This window comes from Paenibacillus faecalis, assembly GCF_900289175.1.
GTDB classification, from domain to species: Bacteria; Bacillota; Bacilli; order Paenibacillales; family Paenibacillaceae; genus Paenibacillus_AQ; species Paenibacillus_AQ faecalis.
Map to the genome: position 1 here is coordinate 3,998,227 of NZ_LT985747.1, position 19,200 is coordinate 4,017,426.

19 protein-coding genes and 1 pseudogene are annotated in these 19,200 nt (G+C 37.9%); 4 read left to right on the top strand and 16 right to left on the bottom strand.

What is annotated here, in order from left to right; all coding sequences use genetic code 11:
- Positions 1–254 precede the first annotated feature (254 nt).
- Genes C8268_RS18745 through C8268_RS18755 form a run of 3 tightly spaced genes read left to right on the top strand, consistent with a single transcriptional unit; the run spans position 255 to position 3,600 of the window.
- A complete protein-coding gene (locus C8268_RS18745) occupies positions 255–1,871 on the top strand; it encodes an ATP-binding protein (RefSeq protein WP_234032891.1) in 1,617 nt (538 codons plus the stop codon).
- On the top strand, positions 1,858–2,535 hold the full coding sequence (locus C8268_RS18750; RefSeq protein WP_106769072.1) for a response regulator: 678 nt from the start codon (positions 1,858–1,860) through the stop codon (positions 2,533–2,535). Before C8268_RS18745 ends, C8268_RS18750 begins: the two co-directional genes overlap by 14 nt.
- A gap of 3 nt (positions 2,536–2,538) precedes the next feature.
- Positions 2,539–3,600, top strand: coding sequence for a DctP family TRAP transporter solute-binding subunit (locus C8268_RS18755; protein ID WP_420094253.1), 1,062 nt, complete (start codon positions 2,539–2,541; stop codon positions 3,598–3,600).
- An 88-nt stretch (positions 3,601–3,688) separates the two neighbouring features.
- On the opposite strand, the gene C8268_RS18760 is transcribed toward C8268_RS18755, so the two are convergent.
- From C8268_RS18760 to C8268_RS18790, 6 genes are all read right to left on the bottom strand, one after another.
- Positions 3,689–5,326 (bottom strand): SLC13 family permease, encoded by a 1,638-nt coding sequence (locus tag C8268_RS18760; protein ID WP_106769074.1) that lies wholly within the window; start codon positions 5,324–5,326, stop codon positions 3,689–3,691.
- A gap of 196 nt (positions 5,327–5,522) precedes the next feature.
- Complete coding sequence (locus C8268_RS18765; RefSeq protein ID WP_106769075.1) at positions 5,523–5,789, bottom strand: phage holin family protein; 267 nt, start codon at positions 5,787–5,789, stop codon at positions 5,523–5,525.
- A gap of 223 nt (positions 5,790–6,012) precedes the next feature.
- Positions 6,013–6,303: a hypothetical protein gene (locus C8268_RS18770; RefSeq protein WP_106769076.1), complete on the bottom strand. Its 291-nt coding sequence runs from the start codon at positions 6,301–6,303 to the stop codon at positions 6,013–6,015.
- Between the two features lie 10 nt (positions 6,304–6,313).
- The gene (locus C8268_RS18775) at positions 6,314–6,895 is read right to left on the bottom strand and encodes a hypothetical protein (protein WP_106769077.1); all 582 of its coding nucleotides are present in this window, start codon (positions 6,893–6,895) and stop codon (positions 6,314–6,316) included.
- A 153-nt stretch (positions 6,896–7,048) separates the two neighbouring features.
- Positions 7,049–7,435, bottom strand: a complete 387-nt coding sequence (locus C8268_RS18780; RefSeq protein WP_106769078.1) for a hypothetical protein — start codon at positions 7,433–7,435, stop codon at positions 7,049–7,051.
- A 759-nt stretch (positions 7,436–8,194) separates the two neighbouring features.
- Positions 8,195–9,040 carry an N-acetylmuramoyl-L-alanine amidase gene (locus tag C8268_RS18790; protein WP_234032893.1) on the bottom strand — a complete coding sequence of 282 codons (846 nt, stop codon included), beginning with the start codon at positions 9,038–9,040 and terminating at the stop codon, positions 8,195–8,197.
- Positions 9,041–9,372: 332 nt separating this feature from the next.
- Between C8268_RS18790 and C8268_RS18795 the strand changes: the two genes are divergently transcribed.
- Entirely contained in the window at positions 9,373–10,020 is a 648-nt protein-coding gene (locus tag C8268_RS18795) for a FusB/FusC family EF-G-binding protein (RefSeq protein ID WP_106769080.1), read from the top strand.
- Between the two features lie 260 nt (positions 10,021–10,280).
- Here the strand turns inward: C8268_RS18795 and C8268_RS18800 are convergent, their stop codons facing one another.
- The 10 genes and pseudogenes from C8268_RS18800 to C8268_RS18850 all read right to left on the bottom strand — a co-directional run bounded on the left by C8268_RS18800 (position 10,281) and on the right by C8268_RS18850 (position 19,180).
- A complete protein-coding gene (locus C8268_RS18800; protein ID WP_106769081.1) occupies positions 10,281–10,490 on the bottom strand; it encodes a transcription initiation factor TFIIIB in 210 nt (69 codons plus the stop codon).
- Positions 10,491–11,202: 712 nt separating this feature from the next.
- Positions 11,203–12,156, bottom strand: coding sequence for a cation diffusion facilitator family transporter (locus C8268_RS18810; protein WP_106769083.1), 954 nt, complete (start codon positions 12,154–12,156; stop codon positions 11,203–11,205).
- Positions 12,157–12,940: 784 nt separating this feature from the next.
- Positions 12,941–13,108, bottom strand: coding sequence for a hypothetical protein (locus C8268_RS22775; RefSeq protein WP_158702776.1), 168 nt, complete (start codon positions 13,106–13,108; stop codon positions 12,941–12,943).
- Positions 13,109–13,328: 220 nt separating this feature from the next.
- Positions 13,329–13,799, bottom strand: a complete 471-nt coding sequence (gene tnpA, locus C8268_RS18815; protein WP_106769084.1) for an IS200/IS605 family transposase — start codon at positions 13,797–13,799, stop codon at positions 13,329–13,331.
- A 124-nt stretch (positions 13,800–13,923) separates the two neighbouring features.
- Positions 13,924–15,266, bottom strand: a pseudogene (locus C8268_RS18820) (IS3 family transposase).
- A 106-nt stretch (positions 15,267–15,372) separates the two neighbouring features.
- Positions 15,373–16,080, bottom strand: coding sequence for an acetylglutamate semialdehyde dehydrogenase (locus tag C8268_RS18825; RefSeq protein WP_106769085.1), 708 nt, complete (start codon positions 16,078–16,080; stop codon positions 15,373–15,375).
- A gap of 260 nt (positions 16,081–16,340) precedes the next feature.
- Positions 16,341–17,510 carry a hypothetical protein gene (locus C8268_RS18835; protein WP_106769087.1) on the bottom strand — a complete coding sequence of 390 codons (1,170 nt, stop codon included), beginning with the start codon at positions 17,508–17,510 and terminating at the stop codon, positions 16,341–16,343.
- 120 nt (positions 17,511–17,630) lie between these two features.
- The gene (locus tag C8268_RS18840; protein ID WP_234032895.1) at positions 17,631–17,957 is read right to left on the bottom strand and encodes a type II toxin-antitoxin system HicB family antitoxin; all 327 of its coding nucleotides are present in this window, start codon (positions 17,955–17,957) and stop codon (positions 17,631–17,633) included.
- A 71-nt stretch (positions 17,958–18,028) separates the two neighbouring features.
- Positions 18,029–18,151 (bottom strand): hypothetical protein, encoded by a 123-nt coding sequence (locus C8268_RS23250; RefSeq protein WP_234032896.1) that lies wholly within the window; start codon positions 18,149–18,151, stop codon positions 18,029–18,031.
- A gap of 525 nt (positions 18,152–18,676) precedes the next feature.
- Positions 18,677–19,180 (bottom strand): SMI1/KNR4 family protein, encoded by a 504-nt coding sequence (locus C8268_RS18850; RefSeq protein ID WP_158702777.1) that lies wholly within the window; start codon positions 19,178–19,180, stop codon positions 18,677–18,679.
- Positions 19,181–19,200: the final 20 nt, after the last annotated feature.

Consider the following 19,200-nt stretch of genomic DNA (forward strand, 5'->3'; position numbering starts at 1 on the left):
AGGCCCCGGCTACATAGCTAGTACTGATTGCTATTATTATATATTATATTACAAATTATTACATGGTGTATTTCTCAAAATTTAGTATACTTATTTTTTCTTTTTTTTATAATAGCAAATGGATAGACAGTATCATCAGAGAGGAGCATCGTCTCAATAATTCAATTACAGCAAATATCGGCAAGTACAGTTATATAATTAGAAATAATCGCTTTCATTTTTTATAGTAGAGTAAACAGAAATGGAGATTCATAGTGAAAACAATCATACATTTACCGATTCGATGGAAAATAACAGGTTTAGCTTTTGGTATTGTCGCTTTTTCATTGGTAATTATCGGAATCATCCTGTTAGGTTATATGAAAGAGGTAAAAGAAAGAGAATTTTCACAAAAAGCGATGCTTACTGGCCAACTCATTGCTCAAAATAAAACGGTGCAAATGAGCATTGAATTGGAAAATGCATCGGAAATATTACAGCCTTTGGTTGAACGCGTACGGATGGTTAATAGCAATGATTATATCGTCATCCTCAATATGAATCGAGAACGGCTTACCCACCCCATTCCAGAACGGCTGCATACAAAGTTTGAAGGTGGAGATGAAGATGCTGCTTTTTCTCAACATATTTACATATCTAAAGCAAGTGCAGGAAATGCCCAGACTGTCCGCGCCTTTGTACCCATTCTTAATGAAAATCGCGAACAAATTGGAGTCGTAGTTGTAGGTAATGTACTCCCCCATTTATCTGATCTCATCTACGAATTCCGGCATTCGGCTCTGGTCATGACTTTGATTACTACTTTATTTGGCTTCTGGGGAGCCTGGTTATTAGCCAACCATATCAAGCGCCAAACCTTTGAAATGGAACCCGACGAGCTTGCCCGTTTGCTTGTTGAACGAACAGCAGCCTTTAATGCGATTCATGAAGGTGTTATTGCCATCGACGATCAAGAAAGAATTACAGTTATTAATAAAGCCGCGAAAGAAATGCTAAACGTAAAAGAACCGGCAGTAGGAAAAAAAATCCGGAATGTGATTCCCGATACGAGACTGCCAGAAATTCTTCAGTTGAGAGAACCACTCATGCAACGGGAATTTTATATTCAAAACCGCCCTATATTAAGCAATAGAATTCCGATTATCGATGGCGGAAAAACGATAGGAGCTGTCGCTATTTTTCAAGATAAATCGGACGTAAACAGGCTAGCCCAAGAACTCACTGGCGTTCAGGCATTTGTCGATGCATTGCGAGTGCGCAATCACGAATATTCCAATACGTTACATACGATTGCTGGACTTATCCAACTTAATCAAAACGAGAAAGCACTCCATTATATTTTTGAATGGACGGAGGAACAAAGTGGACTTTCCCAGGAGTTGATGCAACAATTTAGAGATGAAAGTCTTATTGGATTAATACTGGGAAAGATCAGTAGAGGAAAAGAGCTCGGCATTTCATTGAAAGTGAACAAAACAAGTGCCTTTATGCATTACCCTGAAGGAATTACGATCCATGACATCGTTGTCATTTTAGGAAATTTAATCGATAACAGCTTTGACGCACTATCTACGATAAATGGCGATGAAAAGAATGTTTATTTGGTGGTTAAAGAGGAAGAAGAAGCGTTGTTCCTCCAGGTAAGTGATACGGGGCCTGGAATTCCACCTGCTGTTCAAAAACGAATGTTTACGAGGGGATTTTCAACGAAGGAAAAAGAAGGAAGGGGTATTGGATTGTTCCTTGTTCAATCTATTGTTGACCGCGTTGAGGGCAGCATCAATATCGATAGCGAAGAAAATGAAGGAACAACTATCTCAATTTTCTTGCCGATGCAAAGGGGGATGAGTCCAAGAGATGAAGAAAATTGAAGTAGTATTAATCGAAGATGATCCAATGGTACAAGAAGTGAATCGCGCGTTCGTTGATAAAGTAGATGGATTTACGGTAACAGGTATCGCTTCAACCGATGAAGAAGGACTTGAGAAGTTGAAAGAGCTTGAGCCGGATTTAGTCTTATTGGATATCTATATACCGAAAAAAAATGGATTAGATTTAATACGCCAATTGCGACAGGATCAGATTGATGTTGATATTATTGCTGTCACAGCTGCAAACGATATTCATACGATCAAAACATTATTACGTAACGGAGTGACGGATTACGTCATTAAGCCGTTTACGTTTGAACGACTGCAAAAAGCATTAACCCAGTATAAAAATGTCTACCATCAGTTCCATCAAGTAAAGGAAGTTTCTCAGGAAAAGCTGGATGAAGTGATGTCGAAAAACAAGCATCAAAAAAAGGAGAGTCTTCCAAAAGGGGTCCATGAACATACATTAAATCAGATTTTTAACTATTTACAGAACATGGACGAGGCAAAATCAGCAGAGACGATTGGAACGGAAGTTGGGCTTGCCCGCGTTACTGTCCGAAGGTACTTAAGTTATTTAGAAACGATTGGCAAGGTTGAAATGGAATTAACATACGGGACGATCGGACGTCCGATTCAACTGTACAGATTAAAAAGATAGCAGGTGAAGACATTGAAAGGAATCATTACAATCGTTTCATTTCTACTCGTTGGAGTCGCAACAGCTATCTTCATTGGTTTTGGAAATTCATTTTCACCCGAACCGACCGCTATCGATCATGAATTGCAAGGTTTAAATGAAAAATACACGATAAAGTTTAGTCACGTCGTTGCCGAGAATACACCAAAAGGAATCGCTGCTTCTATGTTTGCACAATTGGTGAAGGAAAAAACAAATGGCTGGGTAGAAGTGCAAGTGTTTCCGAATGGAGTACTGACCGATGCGCAAGGTGAATTCGAAGCATTAAAAAAAAATAAAGTGCAAATGATTGCTCCTGCAATTTCAGAAATTACAGTTCATGATCCGAAATGGACTGTGATGGATTTGCCTTTTGTGTTTGAAAATGAAGAAATGGTAGAACAAGCATTTGATGGCCGCTTGGGAGAATTGTTGTTTAAAAGTATTGAAAAATACGATTATAAAGGCCTTGCATTTTGGGAGAACAGTTTTAAACAATTTACGAATAATATTCGTCCTGTACAAGAGCCTGTCGATATGCAAGGCTTATCTGTTCGCACCATGCCAAGCCCCTTGTTGTTGGATATGTATCAGATCTTGGGAGCCCAGCCACAAAGCTTTTCATTTAATGAAATCTATGAAGCATTAAGAAATGAGCACATAGACGGAATTGAAAACACACTGTCCAATATTTATTCGAAGGGGTTATATCAACAACAAAAATATATGACGGTAAGTAATCATAATTACCTCGGCTATGCCGTTTTGATGGATAGAGAAGTATGGGATTCCCTTCCTGTTCAACATCAGAACAGCTTGATGGAAGCCTTGGACGAAGTGGCCACATGGCTAAGAAAGTATGCGAAAGAACACAATAAAGATATGCTGGAAGAAGCCGAGGACAGCGGAAGTTTAGAGATTCATTACCTTACGGAGAATGAACGAGATCTTTGGAAAGAAGCGATGAAACCAATATATGATAAATATGAGCCGATTATTGGTGAAGAGATTATGGGAGAGGTCAGAAAATTACAAGCAGATAGATAGGAAACATCCACCTGGAAAAAATGAACGAATACACTCATGATCTTCAAACCAGCATCATGAGTGTATTCGTTATTTTATCGGTTGATATTTACTTTTTAAACGCTTCCGGGAATACTCGCAGATCAATGCCCCATATGATAGGAAGCAACAAGTAGACTAAAGCGACAATCATGAAGATTGCAATGATATTAATCCCAAACCCTACTCTAGCCATATCTACGATTCTAATTTTCCCAGAGGCAAATACAACGGCATTAGGCGGTGTCGCAACAGGCAGCATAAATGCACAGGATGCAGCTACTGCAGCAGGAATCATTAATGCATAAGGGTGAACGTTAATCGCTAAAGCCAAAGATGCCATAATGGGCAGAATCATGGTAGCTGTCGCAGTGTTTGACGTAATTTCTGTTAAAAAAATGACAATCGTCGTCACAATGACAATGACGAAAATAAACTGAACACCTTGTACAATCGTTAGTTGGTTGCCGATCCATTCTGCAAGCCCCGTTTTATTAAATCCTGCTGCAATGGCCAAACCTGCACCAAAGAGCAGCAAAATTCCCCAAGGTACGTTTTTGGCTGTTTCCCAATCTAAAAGACCTGTCCCGCGTTTGTTTGACGATGGAATGATAAAAAGTAGCACACCGGCAAAAATGGCAATCATCGTATCATCAAGCTCAATCCATCCCCAACTGCTAGGCACAAACGGATAAAACACCCATAGTGAAGCGGTTAAAAGAAAAACAGCTAAAACTGCCTTTTCTTCAAAGCTGGCCTTCCCTAATGAATTTTTTTGCTCCTGTATAATCTCTTTCCCACCAGCAATCTCCTTCACTTTAAAGGGAAGCGCTTTCATTAGATAGAACCAAGTTAATCCTAATAAAAGGACTGTGAGTGGCACACCAAACATCATCCACGATACAAAAGAAATGTTTACTCCATAAATTTCTTTAATCACCCCTACTAAAATTGCATTGGGAGGTGTACCAATAATCGTAGCAAGGCCACCGATTGATGCCGAATAAGCAATCCCAAGCATCATCGCCTTACTAAAATTTTCATCTTCTTGAATCATTGCTTGTTTCTGATTATCCATCGATTGTGACATTTGATAAATAATCGCAGAACCAATTGGTACCATCATCAAGGCTGTTGCAGTATTGGAGATCCACATGGATAAAAAACCAGTTGCAACCATAAATCCTAAAATAATTCGTTGTGTACTCGTTCCAATGACTGAAATAATCGTTAAGGCAATTCGCTTATGCAAATTCCATCGTTCCATTGCGAGCGCAATTAAGAATCCGCCCAAAAATAAATAGATCGTTGTACCTCCATACGACGCGGTTACCTCTGCTGTTCCTAAAGCACCTGTCAATGGAAAAAGGATGATTGGCAATAATGACGTTGCCGGGATGGGAATCGCTTCTGTAATCCACCAGGTTGCAATCCAAACCGTACTAGCTAATACGCTTTTCGCCTCAGGGCTCATTCCTTCTGGAGAAAGAAAAAGCATGATAAGAGTAAACAGTGCAGGTCCTAAAAACAAACCGATGAGTTGGGGCTTTTTAAATGCAGGTGGTTTTACACTTTTGTTTTCTATCTGTCGTTGTGCTTGCTCCCGTATTTGACTTTCATTGGTGAATGAAAAGGTTAAGATATGCTTTACTTTGGAATGTTGTAGCCATAAGCTCTTCCAAAATGTCGTAAAAACTTGACCGTTCATCTCCCTTTATTCCCCCCTTCATATTTGTACAATTCACATTATAAAGCGCTATCATTTCTGAAGAAGGATTTGAACATAATGATCTTTTTGTACATTATGGTCTCAAAATGCTTGAGTGACATTCCTGGAGGACGATCGGGGAGCATAATCATTTTTTTGAAATGAACGGAAAAGTTGATTGCTGGAAGGCTCCTACTTATTCACGCATCCCTTCCCTAGCTTGTTTCACTGCCTGATGTCCGAATACAGCAAAAGCTCCCGTCAATATTCCTTGAATAATCGCTTCCGTACTCCATCCGATCAAGCCGACAGCAAAAATAACAGCAAATAAAACGACAATGTATACAATGCTCCAGTCCGGCACTCTTGGCGTTCTTTTTAAAATGTAACCAATGACCCAGCAAACAGCCACTACAAGAAACAACCTCGGATCGATCAATTCAAAAATAATATTCCATTCCATATGGTTCACGTCCTCCCTATTATAATCACAACGTAAGAGATAAATATGCCTGCTGCCCAGATGAAAAAATGTATTAAATTGGATATCTTGTTTACTATTATACTATTCTGAATCTCAAAAAATGTTCCGATAGTAAAATTTATGATTCAGATATTACCGTGTTATAGAGAACAAAAAGAAACGTGACCCTAAAAGAGTTTAGGTGCCACGTTTTCTTAAGCTTTTATAACCTATTTTTACGATCATTGACTTGATTCAGCCAACTATTTAGTGGATTCCAACATATAATCAAAAGTGCTCCAAACACTGTTGCATATATCTTTTGCGGAATATTAATAGGAAACATATATGATAGAACACTAAACAACAACACAATTATCGATTTAATAACAATATCTTTTATTAATTTTTCATTTTTTAGTATTAATAATATGGGAATAAAAAACAAGAACGGTGACCATACCACAAACAATAAAGATAAACCAGCTAATGATTTCATTAGTTTATTAGACACTTGCTTCCCCCTACCCTTTCAAATCAAATCGCAGATTTGTATGGTACATAGAACTATTTCCTTTTATGTATGAATTATTTAAAACTCTGTATTCAAACTCTCTTTCAAAAATGACTGCTCCACTAAATGAAACATAAATCAACCATTTTCCAGAAGACATGGTGTGATTTATTGGAATAGCACAATAGAAAATTCCTTCTTTCTTGGAATTATCCAGAATCTGATAATCAGTAATATGAACCTGTCTTTGTGGATTCGCTAATTCTATCTTAATAAGACTCTCTTCTAACAGATTATCATATTTAATCCATAAACAAATATATCGATCAATACTTGTGAAAATATAGCTTATATCTAGAGGGGCCTTAAAATCTGCTGAAAAATCTTTACATAACTCCCCAGTTATAAGTTCAATGTTATATGTTGGTTTTACTTTTGAATTGTACACCGAAAATAAAATATCCCGATAGGTGACTAATTCAGTATCGTCATCTGGCATCCAATATAAATCATTAATTAAAAATCCATATATTAGATCTGAAGTATGAATATCTAATACTAAAGTCCAATTCATTCCATCAGTAGTAGACATAACATCTACATACTCTTGGTTGTCTACTACATAAACAATAAAAACGCTTCTAATAAAAAAAGGTGAGGTATATGAAAAATTAATAATCTTTATCTCTCCTATCACACAACAATAAAAATAGTAGAACCTAGAAAGTTCTACTATTATGAACCTTTACTTTTGACCTTTTATAAAATAGTTATATGCATTTGTTGCTGTTCTACTACCAATTTCAGCTAGATATTGAGCAGTTGTTGCTACTACAGTTGGTCCTGGCTTGGCTTTTTGTGCTATTGCTACAGCCCCACCCGCTATACCCGAATGTGCACTTATACCTGAATTTGTATCATTAACAGCCTTTACATACGAACTTGACCAGCCTTTGGCGGAATCTTTAACAGTATTTACAGTAGTCTTAACTACTGTATTTGCTGTATTAGCCATTGCCTTCCCGAGATTTTTACTTGTATTGGCAAGATTTTTTGAACTGTTACTTATAGTACTTGCCACTTGGCTTTTGTTCTGGTTAATTTGGTTAACAATCTTGTTATGCGGTATCATTTTTACCTCCTAAAATATGTATTCAATTAATAGTATATTAGACCTATATATTAGTCAATATAAACCATTTTTAATATATAAACACTTTAAAATCAAAAAGGTGAACCTATGAGAAAATTTAGGTTTTATGATATAATCAGCGTTTCGATTTTTGTTGTATAATCCTCCTATATGTCCACTTTTCGCCGTGATTAGGGTAATAGTGAGTTGACAAATTGACACAATTTTCTACATGTACTGTCGATCAAAGCCAACTATTGTATGATAGATAGTCTATAGAGACTGTACTAAATTCTGGACTATCCAGTGGTGCTGGTGGGAATGGAAGTATCTAATCTATACAAGTTAATTAAATAATCCGTTTGAAAATTCAATTCAAGTGGTTAATTATTAATTAAAGACACGAATATCACAGTAAAACCGTTAAGTAAGTACTCCATTAACAAGGTGTGATGCAACTATGCAATTTGCTGCAAGGACGCTTATCTTATTTGCACTAATTGTTCTTTTTTACATGGCGGGGAGATTTGTAATCTTTGAGATTTTATATCTGGACAATACTTTTTATCAGAATGTATTCGAGATCATTTACTTTACTATTGCAGGTCTCTTGTCTCTGATCCTATCCGCGATCATTATGGATAAAATAACGAAATGAATGTCCAAAAGCCTCCCACTTTTTATCTTAGGAGGCTCTGTGTTTACCACGCTCTACTCATTGCGAGAGCATGAATTTTAGAGATCTGTTCTACTCATACATCAATCCTTTTTCGTAACTGTAGCTGTCTTTGTTGTATTATCCCAAGTCACGATATCGCCAGATGCTTCAGCCAGCGCTCGCAGGGGAACATATACCGTACCATCCATCAGGAATCCTTCTTTTATCTTCTTCCCGTAAGCGATTACATTTACCGTGTCCATATTTTCCTTTCCCTCCTTTTTCTTGAGTTCAAAATACTTCCCTATTCCCATCACATGTCCATCCACGATAGCCTGAATGATATCGGGGCGCTTTAAGCGTTCTGAATCTGCCAATACATCAATAAATAGATTTTCCGTTAAAGCAGCGGGCATTTTACTTTCTCGCACCATATGAAGATTTTTCGTCTTTTGTCCTCGATCTCTGACACCAAATGGACTTAGCTGAACCATCAATTCCTTATGAATAGAATCTTGAAGTTTAACGGCGTTTGCGCTCGCCTTTGTATAACGGTAGCTTTCGAAACCTCCCATTCCCCCGCCTGCGTTACAATGGACAGAAACAAGCGCATCAACACCAAGCTTATTCATCATATCGGTACGTTCTTCGAGTTCTAAAAATACGTCCGTACTTCGAGTAAGAAAAACCTCGATACCCTCATACTCTCTTTCTACCTGCGTTTTTATCCCCAAACAGATGTTAAGAGCAATCGTCTTTTCCATTAAAGAATTCTGCGCGGCTCCAGAATCTTTTCCACCATGCCCAGCATCAACACCTAATCTAACGATTCTCATCACAGATCGCCCCTTTCTTACCTGCTCAACTACTGCGTGAACAGCAAGGACAAGTATAATATCAAAATACTCCAAACTAGCATTTTTGGTGAAAGCTTTAGCCTGAACCAAGTACCCAACTTGAAGCTGCATAAAGAGACACATCCCCAAAACGAAAGAACCGGCTCACATAAAGGCATATGAATATACCAGACATCATTGCTCCCGAAAGCAGTTATTTGCTATACTTTTCTTACAAAATGTGATTGGGGGTTTTACTGGTGGCGATGCTGAATTGCTCATTAGCTAGGAAGTCCTCATGCAAAGCCTGATTTCAGGGCGATACTTTGCGTGAGGTGCGATAGGATGTTGCTTGATTTTATCGCCCAAACTTAATTTTATCGTTTCTTATAGCGGGCTTTGCACCTTATGAACTTTTAATAAAAATAAGGGGCTGAAGAGCTATGAGTACACCATTTATTAAAAACCATCAATATAACGTCATTAAAAAACAAGCGGAGTTTATCCTGAAAACATTGCGGAGTGTAGCGGATCGGAGTGTCTTGGAAACAGTAAGATATCGCTCTGTATTGAACATTTTTGAAGTGTTTCCTAACTTGAGCGAAGATCAGCGGAAGATGCTGGAACAAGTATCAACTTTCGAAACGGCATATGATTTCCAAAGATATCTCAGCGAATTAGAACAATACCTGGAGCCATACCCACCGATTACACCCAAGCAGATTGAGAAGCTTTTCCCAAAAACCAAGAAACTGAAAGTGCCTAATCTGCAATCCATCAATTTCCGATTTGTGACGTATCTCAGCTGGATGGATATTGCCACGAATAAACTGTTCATTGTATATCCGTTTGAAGGAAAATTTATCGGCATCGAGGGGAGAATTACGCCGACGAACAAGAAAGGGTATTGCTTGTTCTGCAATCGGCACCATGAACTTGCATTTTTTTCAGTCAAGACCAAGCCATCGGTCCCTTCAGCGGACAATTATGCTGCTATCGGTCATTACGTATGTTTAGATAATCAAGTATGTAATCAGAGTATTACGAATACAGCAGCACTGGAAAAGTTCATTTTCTCCGCTCGCAAATAACGCTTTAACTAATAAAGTAACGGAAAACGTTAATGTAATAAAAAAAATGGCAGACTACGTGGCTACCCATCATAGTCTGCCATTTTCTATTCCCTGATTCTCTTCAAAAAAACCATATCAATTGATGTAACAATTGATTACTTAATAGAATTAACTAAAGAAAACAGGGAGTAGATCCAGGATAGAGATATCAATATATAAGAAAAACCGCCATATCAGGCGGTTAGGCTGTTGATTCTAATCTATAGTTCCCCGTCAATTCAATCATCTTTGTCCTTAAATTTTTCAGGGTTTTTAACAAAACTTTCTTTAATAAAACCACATTTAGAGCAAAATATATGCAGCACTTCTGATCCAAAACCCATAAATACTGTTTTTTTCACTGGGTATACATTTCCTTGATTATACTGAACGCCTTTTGATGTTTCTCTACTGCCACATTTCGGACATATCGTTTTGTTATGATCCATAGTTGCCCCCTCATAAGCATAAAATCATCATATATATTATTCATCAAGTTAAAGCTAGTATCCTGCCCTATATTGATTTTAATACTTTTGTTTGAGCGATGTACTGGCTTCATAGAAGGAGATCAAGTTTAATCTAGTTAATTCTTGTGTGCCATTTTGAGACCAAATGCTGGACATTAACTAACATTCTGTGTTGTGTAACGCCGGGGCTATAACCCAATCATTATCTCCTACAGGTCTTTCATTTTCTCTACACTTTCGAGCGAAAACAGCCACTCTCCTTTTCCCGAAATTATACCACGGAGCAGAAAAGGACTTGTTAAAAAAGACCCCTTCACTGGCAGGGTCTTTGATATTTACAAACACTTAGGGATTAATAATAATGCCCAACATCTATGCTACTGCCTTTAATTAGGCTCGTTTATTACCTAAAAGCCCTGACCACCTAACTTAATCAACATAATATAATGTGTAGTTTATAAACCAAGGAGGTATCATCAATGAGTGGTGTAGTAGGTGGATTCGGCGTAGGATGCTGTAGATTTGGTGGCGGAATAGGATTTATTCTGGTATTGTTCATCTTGCTGGTTATTATCTTAAGTTCTTGCGCATTCATTTAATAAACTGAAGAGATCCCCTGCCGGCATTTAGCCGGGAGGGTTTTTCTGGGTTTATCGGAATGTAATTGGGTTTTAAAGTTGATCGAACCTAATCAGTGATGGTGATGATGGTGGTGTCCAGATGATTCGGCTTTCATTTTACACAAAATCGTATTGTCATGCTGATGGGCAGACGTTTCTAATTGAATCGTCATATGGTGAATATTTAGGTGTTCAAGATCATGTTCGATTTGATGGAGCAATCGTTCACTATCAGAAATGGACATTTGATTATCTACAACTGCATGGCAGGAAAGTGCATTTAACCCGCTTGTAATCGACCAGACATGCAAGTCGTGAACGCTTTGAATACCTTTTGCATTTTGAATTGTTTGAATCACAGCGTCCATATCTACATTTTGTGGTGCCCCTTCCATCAGGACATGGAGCCCCGATTTCATAACATAATAACCGCTGCGTAATACGAGTGCGGCAACAATGACACTTGCGAGTGGATCTGCCCAACCCCAACCGAAGAACATCATAAGCAGGGCAGCAATAATAGCGCCAATGGAACCAAGCATATCGCTAATGACATGCAAGTATGCTCCGCGCAAATTCAAGTTCTCTTTCACATCCCCGCCGCGCATCATAATCCATGCAACAAAAATATTGACTAGCAAGCCAATTGAAGCGATGATTAACATTCCAGTTGAAGCAACTTCGGGTGGATTTTGAAAACGCTGAAATGCTTCATAAAAAATATATATGGCAATAAATACGAGTGTCGCCCCATTAAGAACTGCTGCTAATATTTCAAATCGTTTATATCCATATGTTTTACTGTAGTTAGCGGCTTTTTCCCCAAGTGTAAAGGCCAATAACGCAATTCCGAGTGATATGGAGTCACTCAACATATGTCCTGCATCCGATAATAACGCAAGGCTGTTGGTAAGGAATCCTCCAACTGCTTCAACAATCATATAACCTGTAATAATAATAAAACTGATCAATAATGTCTTTTTATTTGCACCATGTGTATGGTCGTGCCCATGATCGTGTCCCATTTTAAGCTCCCTCCTCTAAATTAATAATGTGCAGTATGCTCAACCTTCATTAAACATATCTTCATGTTTCTGCTCTCTTCACTCATATTTTTCACCCCGTTAAAACACATTTTGCTAATATATGATCATGTATTCATATATAGATTATTATATTTTCCACTGAATGTCAATCAAACTGTATTTTTTTTCTTTTCTGTACTCAGACAATTTCTAGCCCTTCTTTTTTGGATGTTCCATGTTTGGACGTAATATAAAAAAAGTGAACCGCTTATTATATTTAAAGAAAAAAAAGCCTACCGATTAGCTGGTAGGACTGCTGCTCATATTCCATCAGATGCTTTCTTATATTCAATCAATTCCGATAGTCCTCAAATCTCCATCACTTACATAATCTTTTCTAAGTTAACAAATTTCAATCCTTGGAGCTTGTGGGCTTTCGTACGACGATCTAGCAGCCACTGCTTCGCAACAGCTTGTACTGCTAGCAGAAGAACACATCTAAGGTCAAGCCATCGACACTGTAAATAAACGGCTCTATCCCACACCGTGCTCCTTACAGGGGTGTCATAGAAACTGAAGCCGTAAAACTCACTTTACCAGACTAAAGGTTGCAAATTGTTAGCAGTTCAGGTTTTCTAACAACAATGGCGCAGCTTCAGAAGACGTGTCGATCTGATCAAGTATTTCCTGCTGATCCGGCTCCAAGGCATCCATGAAGATCGTCTCGTACATGCCATGCTTTAACGCCTTCTTGTTTCGATAAGGTCCTCCCGGATCACCCTTATTACCCTTGCATTTTGATTACCCAGCGGAGCACCACCACGATTCCCAGCGTCATTCTTATTCCCTCTTGCCGCTCCCCTCTTTTTTTGTTGTACAACACTACCTGAAGATTGTTGTACAACATTCCATTTATGCCTGCGTTGTTTCCAAACAACAAGATTCTTTTCATCACGTCCAACTGCTCGGCAAATTGACGATTCGTTATATTCCTTTCGTGCTCACGCCAAATTTTATAGGCCGATCACGGTTAGGATCGCGTGCTCTAGCCATACTACACCATCGCCACCCCCAACCCCCTGTTGCCAAACTGCGCCTAAAGACGCTAGCTTGACCTTAAAATTGTTCAGGCTCAGTGTAATTTGTCACTTTCACTTACCAGTTAAACTGGTTTACTTTCTCTTGCTACGGTTTCCGCTGAATGGATCTTCGTACTCTTTCACACTCAGTTTATCGACTGCTTGGTCATGTGCTTCTCGTTCACGAATATATTTAGCGACGGTTGCTTCACTTAAGCCCACTGTGCTAACGTAGTATCCCTCCGCCCAAAATTTCCGATTTCCGTATTTATACTTCAAATTGGCATACTTCTCGAATATCATTAGGGCGCTTTTTCCCTTCAGATATCCCATAAATGATGATACCGAGATTTTGGGGGAATCGCTACTAACATATGTACATGATCGGGCATCATGTGACCTTCTATCATCTCCCCCCTTATATTTACATAAACGTTTGATGATTTCGATCAAGTCTTTCCTCACTTGATTATAGATCTCTTTCCGTCTATACTTCGGGGTGAACACTATGTGGTATTTGCACATCCACTTGGTGTGAGCTAGACTATAGCTCTTGTTTGCCATCTAAGACCATTCCTTTCAATTGAGCCTGAACATCTCAATTTTATCGGGGTGGTCTTATTGGTCAAACCCTCGATCCCTCCACCCGCTAATGAAGTGACCCCATAAAGTTAGACAGGTTAATTCTTTAGGCGACTTGTTGTGCATGAGTTCGGTACTGTACCGGACTCATGCCTTTTAGTTTCGCCTTAATTCGCTTGTGATTATAATAATTGATGTATTTTGATAGCTCTTGTTTAAAATGCGCGATATTTTCAAATTCATTTACATAGAGAAATTCAGATTTCATAATGCCAAAGAAGCTTTCAATGACGGCATTATCGTAGCAATACCTTTGCGGGACATATTTTGTTTGATGCCACGTTTTTCAAGGGCATGACGATACTGTTTCATCTGATAATGCCAGCCTTGGTCAGAATGAATCAATAGCTCATCTTTATCCGTTAGATGCTTGAATGCTTGATCTAACATCTTGGAAACAAGGGAATAGACAGGTCTTGAACCAATTGTATACGTAATAATTTCGCCATTATATAGATCTAGCATGGGAGATAAATATAGTTTTTCTCCAAACAATTTAAACTCTGTTATATCTGTAACCCATTTCTCATTTGGCTTTTCAGCGTTAAAATCGCGTTCTAAAATGTTTGGTGCAATCTTGCCAACCTCGCCTTTATACGAACGATATTTCTTCATACGTATCAGGCACTTTAACCCCAATACCTTCATCAAGCGCTGCACTTTCTTATGATTAACATGGTGTCCACGATTCACTAGCTCATCTCGAATACGACGATAACCGTAGCGCCCTTGGTGCTCCTTGTAAATCGCTTGAATAACGTCTTTTAACTTAGCATCTTTGTCAGGCATACTGAACGTTTTTACCATGTAATAATACGTGCTTCGAGGGATATCCGCTAACTGTAGGAGTGCTTTCACCGAGAATTCGTTCCTTAGTTCATAGACGACTTGGGCTTTGTCTTTTTTGGTGATTTTTCCTTGTTTTGAACTAAGGCATTCAACTTTTTTAAATACGCATTCTCCATACGCAAACGCTCTACCTCTGCTTGTAAAGCCTCAACGGACCCTTCTGCTAACGTTTGATTCTTCTGTTCTTTTGAATCCTTTTTCATGGAGGGACGCCCCTTTTCCTTTGGTTGTAGGGCGTCTATTCCTCGTAATTCTAAGCTTCTTTGCCAGCTTAAAATGGTACTATGACTCGCAATATTAAATACCGCAGCCGTTTCTCTAACAGACAACCCATATTCATTCATATGATTAAGTATGTCTAGTTTATCCTGTACGGAATATGGTGTATAGCGCTTTTTAAAAACTCCTTCACCATGATGCTCAAATAGTCTAGGACGGAGTGATGGAGTCCATGGACTTAGCAATTGATTTCAAGCTTTCCGATCCATTTTGATAACGTATTACTACTTGTAATTTTTCGTCTGAACTAAACTTAGCCATAAAAAACTGCACCTCCAGTGTTAGATGGTGTCTAACTATTGGAGTGCAGTTCATAGCGGGTGGTTTAATGTTTCGCACGCTAAAAAAAGTCGCCTTTAAAAGGCGACTAGTCAGCGTCATCATCCCAATTTTCTAATAAAGCAGGGTGTTTTTCCTTAAGGAATTTATCAAAATTTGTCTGGATTCTTAGTGCTTTCATTTTTAAATCAATAATCTCCAGTAAGCTCTCACCTTGCTCTATTGCTTTGAAATCATTGATATTGATATCGATAATATATGTACGATCCTCTAGTTTCTCCTTAAGTAAGAAAATCTTCCTTGTTAACCCCGTTGCTGAACTCCAGTTACTCCCCGAAAGACCATAGTAAGAAAAAAGAAGACCAATCTTGGATTGATTTGAAGCAAGAAGTGTATAAAACTTTCCTACCCATGTTACACTGATTTTTTTATTATAGTTCTTACATTCCGAGAGAAACATTTCCCCAGGAAGTGTAATAAAATCCTTTAGTCTCTTTCCAATATGATTTAACTCGAGAAGTTGGTCAATTTCATTGGTGGTGTTCCTTATATTATCATACACGTCAAAAATACTGGATTTTTCAAGAAGAAATGTCACCAAGTTCTCTAGGGCTCTTCCCTTATCCGCTGTAGATGCTTTACCTGACCCTTCATGTAGGGTGATTAGCTTTTCAAGAAGAACTTTATATTCATGTTCGTCTTTTTCATCAAGTCTGGTAATTTCTCTAAACCTCTTCTTCTCATCAGCAAATTGACTTAAGATATATTCTTTAGCTGTAAGCCCTACGTCACTCATCAGAAACCACCTTGTAAATAACTATGCTGTCATTAATTGGATCTAATTCAGTCATACATTCTTCACACTCAACATATTGTGGCAGTTGATTAATCGTTTCGTATCCGATCCCTGTAAATCTCCTACAATTTCTACAGTATAACTCGTAATGCGGTCTTATTATCCCCAGATCCTTTATAGTTTCTAGAATGCCATATGCTTCACTCATCGGGATATCAAGATGTCTAATTAATGAACCTGGGTAGATATAATTTCCTTTTTTATACGAACTGATTATCGAGAGTAAGGTCTCTAGTTTGCTCGGCGTTATCTTTTCCGAATGTTCTAAGCTCTCTTTGATTTTTAATAATATACTCGGTGACATAATTCATCTTCTCCATCTCAGAATGACGACCGTAATACTGTAATATTGTATAATCTTCATCTGTGACACCGAACTTGAACTTTACTTTGGTCTTGTCGCTTTTCCAAACCAAAGTAATCCATGGTAAGTCCGCGAGAGTTTCGGTTTCGGTGACGAAGGTTTCAAGCAACTTTTTTATTTCTGGACTTTTATCAAAAAGTTCTTGATTAGCTCTTATTAATTCCTTCAATTCACCGAGTAAAGGAAGAACGTAATTTTCATTGATTCCATTTTCAAGTATAGCTTTTCCGCCTTTTTGGAAACTCATTGATTGAGCATCTACTACAACTTCTGCCTGTTTACTTTTTTTAATGTATTCAATAACCGGAGGGAAATTAACTGGTCTAAAAGAACACTGAAGTTTTTTTTCAAACCAATCTAGAATAGAGTCAATTTGCGATTCATAGAATAAATCAGATGGTCTAAAAATCGCACTTGTGCTATCTAATCGGACTTCAAGGATATTCATGTGCTTAAAATAAATACCCAGAATAGGGTATTTAATTTGTTTTTTCTCTCCCGATCCGGGAATATGACCACTCAGAACTTTACTAAACTTAAACATAAAGACATTACCAATCATCAAACTGGTTGGTTTGGAAACACCTTGTAATATATTCGTAGAGAAATCATGATTGTAACTAGGACTTAAAAAGTTGTTAATTTCCCCTTTATCTTGTAAGTCCTTAATTAGATCTTCATTTATTTGGTCTACATGAAATACTGCAGCGTATTTATACGATTTATAAAATTCGTTCCGTTCAATATGCATTACTGCTTTCTGTTCACGGTCAATTGCCAGTGAAAGTTGCTCAATCGTACTTTCTACCTCTGATAGATCAAGGATGTCTTTGCTTCGAGGTGTCTTCTTCCCCCTTTTTAAAAGCAAAACCTCCCCCTTCTCCATTTTTTTCAGTAAGCTGTCTTGCATATACTTTGGGTACCCTTCAGATATCGTCGATGTTAATAACTTTTTGTAAGAGGATACGGAATCATTAACACTTTCTTCTTCAAATATATCCGTCATATAGACCACCTGTTTATCATTTTGGGTAATTCTCCCTAAAATAATAACACAGATTATAAAAATAGGAACCCTTTAGCAACAGATTTTTGAATACTGTAACATTAAATTGAGCCGAACTATTTAGCGGCTCAATTTATACAAGCAATATTGATTTAATGAAACATTCTCGGCTGCAGCTCGTTCCGCAAGGTGTTTGTGCAAACTCTTAGGCACTCGCAAGTTAAATTTACCACTGTAGGCATCTTCCGTATTTGGTTCTGAAATCGGATCGCCATATTCAAGCTTAACTTCAAGATAACCTTCCATGGCCTCCCGGATGCTTTCGTAAGCCTCTTCCAACGTGTTACCGTTGCTTTGGCAACCGTCCAATTCAGCGACAGAGGCGTAAAAGTAACTTCCGCTTTCATCTTTAATATGTCGTATCTGAATTGTATACGGGAGCGCCATGTAATACGCTAAATCCTTATTTGCCATTGTTTTTTGACTAGGATATTATTTGTATTAGGATAGGGGAGCCGTCACTCCCCTATCCTATCCAATACGTCTTTGATGTAGACCGCCTTTAGTGGTGTTTCCTTCTTGATGGTGATTAGGTCGCCGGATTCATTTCGGAAATGGTGGTGTGAACCTCTCGTTGGCACTAATATGTATCCGTAATGCCGGAGAACCTTTGCGACTTCATCATATTGGATACCACTTGGCGGTTCTTCATTTTCTGGATGAGTTTAGCTATCCTAGCCATGTTTCACCTCCTGTATTTTTCTGTCCTGTTTAAATTGCCTGATTAGCATATAAGAAAATAGATAGTGAAGCCTGTAGCAAGCGATATTAAAGCAATATCGTATAGTGTATCTGGCACCGCTTCTGAAAGAACGGCGACCGTACCGGCCGCAGCAAAAACGCTACGCTCCTTGCTATTAAAAGCATCTGTACTTAGTAACTAGAGAGGAAGAACAAAACCATTTTACTGAGAAACGAAAATCTGTGTCAAAATCACATTTTTCAAAATATTCAGTATTTACACGAAAACTCATAACAAACCCAAGCATTTCCTCACTAATTCGAATCTATGTGATGAATTCTATAATGATTTTTGATTTTTTCATTATGTGTAAAAAAGGCCGCTGAAGTATCAGCGACCAAATTGGAATAATTCGTTTACATTTTTATATCCAATCCCAGTATTTATTTCCTTGACTCACAATAAAGCGATCTAACCAGGTTTGAAAATCACATTTCAAACTTCTAAGGTATTCAATTGGAGAGTATGAATCAATCACGTACACATACTCCGATTTTCCTTGTGCAGCTTCTTCTAAATTAATAATAATGTAATCTTGCAAAATATAAGCCACATTTAACAACTCGGATTTTTCATAGGTCAAATCAATGATGTCCTTCTGCTCTATAACGGTATCAACGTTATATAATTCATTTTCTTCCCCAAAGAGCATACAACCATTTGTGATTCTTAGAAAATCTTCATAATCTTTTGGTAACTTATAACTTATTTTTTCTAAAAGAATTGACAGATCTTCATCCCTGGCCGGAGCATTCAAATGTAAAATCACTTCTTCTTCATATCCATTAATATTCTGAATAACTACTGGGTCTTTATTTTTACTAACCAAATGTTTAAATCCTTTGTTTAATGCTTCTAAGTTATTCACAATATTCGTCCTCACCTTTT